The organism is Bittarella massiliensis (ex Durand et al. 2017) (assembly GCF_009876955.1).
In the GTDB taxonomy this organism is placed as follows: Bacteria; Bacillota; Clostridia; order Oscillospirales; family Ruminococcaceae; genus Bittarella; species Bittarella massiliensis.
On the sequence record NZ_WWVY01000035.1, the window covers coordinates 1 to 3,018 of the forward strand.

Below are 3,018 nucleotides of genomic sequence, written 5' to 3' on the forward strand. Positions count from 1 at the left end.
GGGTGCGGCGGCTGACGCCGCTGGAGTGCGAACGCCTGCAGGGCTTCCCGGACAGGTGGACGGATATCCCCGGCGCGTCCGATACCGCGCGGTACAAGGCGCTGGGCAACAGCGTGGCGGTGCCGTGTGTTGAGACAGTGCTTGCGGCCGTTCAAAACTACTTACGATGGGAGGAAAAAGATTGAGAAAATACATCTACCCGCAGGATCTGACGGCGCGTGCCACGATGTGGCTCTGGCAGCTGAACGATCTTGCGGCCATTGGCGCACTGTGTCTTGCAGGCGTATTCTGCGCCGCACAGCTTGGAACCGCGGCGCCGCTGCTGTGCGCGGCGGGATATGCGTTCCTGACCGTGCGCTTTGAGGGACAGTCCATCCGGGATTTTTTACACAGCGCGGGCGCGTATTTTTTCACACCGCGTGAATTCAGCTGGGATGGGGAAAGGGAAACGGAATGAAAACAGTAAAAAGGAAGACGGTGCGGCAGGGGACGCGCCGGATGATCAACGCGCAGGCTGTCACGCCATACGGCCTGCTCACATACCGGGGCGGGGAGACAGCCTTTTTCCTGCTGCGCCCGACGTGCATCTCCGTATTGCCGGAGGACGCTCTCGCGGCGCGGGTCGGGGCATTGGTGACGGTGTTCAAAAGCCAGCCGGAGCTGGAGATCCTGTGCCTCAATTCGCGGGAAAGCTTTGCCAACAATACACGGTATCTGGAGGCCCGCATCGGAGAAGAAGAAAACCCGTACATTGCGGATCTGTTGGAAAAAGATAAGGCGCACCTGGGCAGCGTACAGCTTCAGACCGCGACCGCGCGGGAATTTGTGCTGGCGGTGCGGCTGGAGGATGTGCGGGAAAAAGAGAAGTATCCGTATCTGGCACGTGTGGAAAAGCTCATCCGGGACCAGGGCTTCGATGTTCGGCGCGCGGACCTGGACGATGTGAAGCGGCTGATGGCGGTATATTTTGTACAGGACTTCACAAGCGAGCACTATGACGATTTTGACGGCCAGCGGTGGGTGGAATGGACGGGTGTGCAGGCGGACAGAAAAGCGCCGGACAGTGCGTCGCAGGAAGCGGCGGTCAAGGAATTTCTGGACCTTGCCGCGCCGTCCGTGCTGCGGTTTGAAACGGACCGGTTCATCTGCGGAAATACATACCGGTGCGTATGGGCGGTGCGGGGATATCCGGCTTCGACCACGGAACAGGCCCTTTTGCACAGGCTGGGTGAAAAGGCGGGTGTATCCGTACACATCTATACGCGCCGCGTTACGCCGGCGGAGGAGAAAAAGATATTGCAGAATGCGGATAAGGCGAACCGTCTGAAGGCGGGAAATACCGGGAACGTGCAGGATGTGGTGGAAGCGGAGAGCAACCTGCAGGATATGGCGGCAATGCTGACGCTTGCGCACCGGAACCAGGAGCCGTTTCTGCACACGGCTGTATTCATTGAGATGATCGCAAACGATCCGGAGCATCTGCGGATGCTGCAGAGCGAGGTGGAGGCGGAGCTGAACTGCTGCAAGATCAGCGCCGACCATCTGCTGCTGCGCCAGAAGCAGGGCTTCCAGTCCGTGATGCCGAGCGGATGGAACGCGTTCGGCACGCAGTATGAGCGGGTACTGCCCGCGTCCAGCGCCGCAAACCTGTATCCCATGTGCTATTCAGGCAAAACAGATCCCCGTGGCTTCCTGCTGGGACGGGACAAGTACGGCAGCAATGTTATCATCGACTTCGACCGGCGCACGGGCGGACGAACCAACAGCAGCGTCCTCATCCTGGGCAACAGCGGGCAGGGCAAGAGCCATCTGCTGCGCCTGCTGGTCATCAACGCGCTGGAAGCGGGAAAGAAAGTTTTGCTTCTGGACGCGGAGGACGAATACCGGGAGCTGACGCGGAATCTCGGCGGTGCATGTATGGATTGCTCGGGAGGAAAGGCAATGATCAATCCGCTGGAGCCGAAAAGATGGGATGCGGACGGGACAGGCACGGTGCTGGCGCAGCACATTTCTTTTCTGCGCGACTGGCTGCGGAGCTACAAGCCGCTCACCGATGCACAGGCCGATACGGTGGAGATCCTGCTGGAACAGCTGTACCGGGAACGAGGCATCACAAAGGAGACCGACATGTCCGTGCTCCGGCATGAAGATTTCCCGCTCCTCTCCGATTTGTACGCACTGCTGGAAAGGCAGGAGGGGCGAAACGGGGTGTTTACGGATGAAACGCTGCGGGAGCTTCGGCTCCATCTGCATTCGCTTTGCGTGGGGCCGGACAGCCTGTATTTCAACGGCCATACCAACATTGGCTCAGGCCGGTTCGTCACATTCGGTGTAAAATCCCTGCTGGAAGCGGGGCAGAACCTGCGCGACGCGATGCTGTTCAATATTTTCAGCTATATGAACAATGAACTGCTCCGTGCCGGAAATACTGTCGCGGCCATTGATGAACTGTACCTGTATCTCAACAACAAAACAGCCATCGGGTACATCCGGGCGTGCATGAAGCGGGCGAGGAAGAAAGAGTCCTCCCTGCTGCTGGCCAGCCAGAATGTCGAGGACTTTCTGCTGCCGGAGGCGGCGGAGCTGACAAAGCCGCTGTTCAGCATCCCGGCGTACCAGTTCCTGTTCCATCCGGGAACTGTGGACGGGGGAAAATACCGGGAAGCGCTGCAGCTGGAAGAATGTGAATATGGCGTGGTCAGGAGCTGTGCGCGGGGAAACTGCCTGTTCAAATGCGGGGACGAGCGGTACAACCTTCTTGTGAAGACGCCGCCGCACAAGCTGCGGTGTTATGGCACGGGGGGCGGACGCTGACGGACGGAGCGGAAACATTTTGTTGGTTCTGATACTACCTTTTTCCCGGACCGTGTGGTAATGTTGGTGCTGCAGGAGGTGCGGAAAATGGATACACAGAAATTCCCGCCGTGCCCGTATTGCGGGAGTACAGAGATGCGGACCGGATTTCAGACCTATGAGGCGACCGTGAAGAAACAGCGCGGGAGTATGATGGGCGGCAGC

The 3,018-nt window shown here is 59.1% G+C and carries 3 protein-coding genes; all 3 read left to right on the forward strand.

The window, feature by feature from the left end; all coding sequences use genetic code 11:
- Positions 1 to 185 (forward strand): DNA cytosine methyltransferase (locus GT748_RS14790; protein ID WP_192927531.1); only part of this gene is annotated, 185 nt, incomplete at its 5' end.
- The gene (locus tag GT748_RS14795) at positions 182 to 457 is read left to right on the forward strand and encodes a hypothetical protein (RefSeq protein ID WP_082670823.1); all 276 of its coding nucleotides are present in this window, start codon (positions 182 to 184) and stop codon (positions 455 to 457) included. The genes GT748_RS14790 and GT748_RS14795, both read left to right, overlap by 4 nt.
- A 41-nt stretch (positions 458 to 498) precedes the next feature.
- Complete coding sequence (locus GT748_RS14800) at positions 499 to 2,814, forward strand: VirB4 family type IV secretion system protein (RefSeq protein ID WP_368034549.1); 2,316 nt, start codon at positions 499 to 501, stop codon at positions 2,812 to 2,814.
- The last annotated feature ends 204 nt before the right edge of the window (positions 2,815 to 3,018 follow it).

What these genes read in the sequence shown, in the direction of transcription:
- GT748_RS14800 (WP_368034549.1), top strand. Translation starts at nt 499, where the DNA reads ATGATCAACGCGCAGGCTGTCACGCCATACGGCCTGCTCACATACCGG.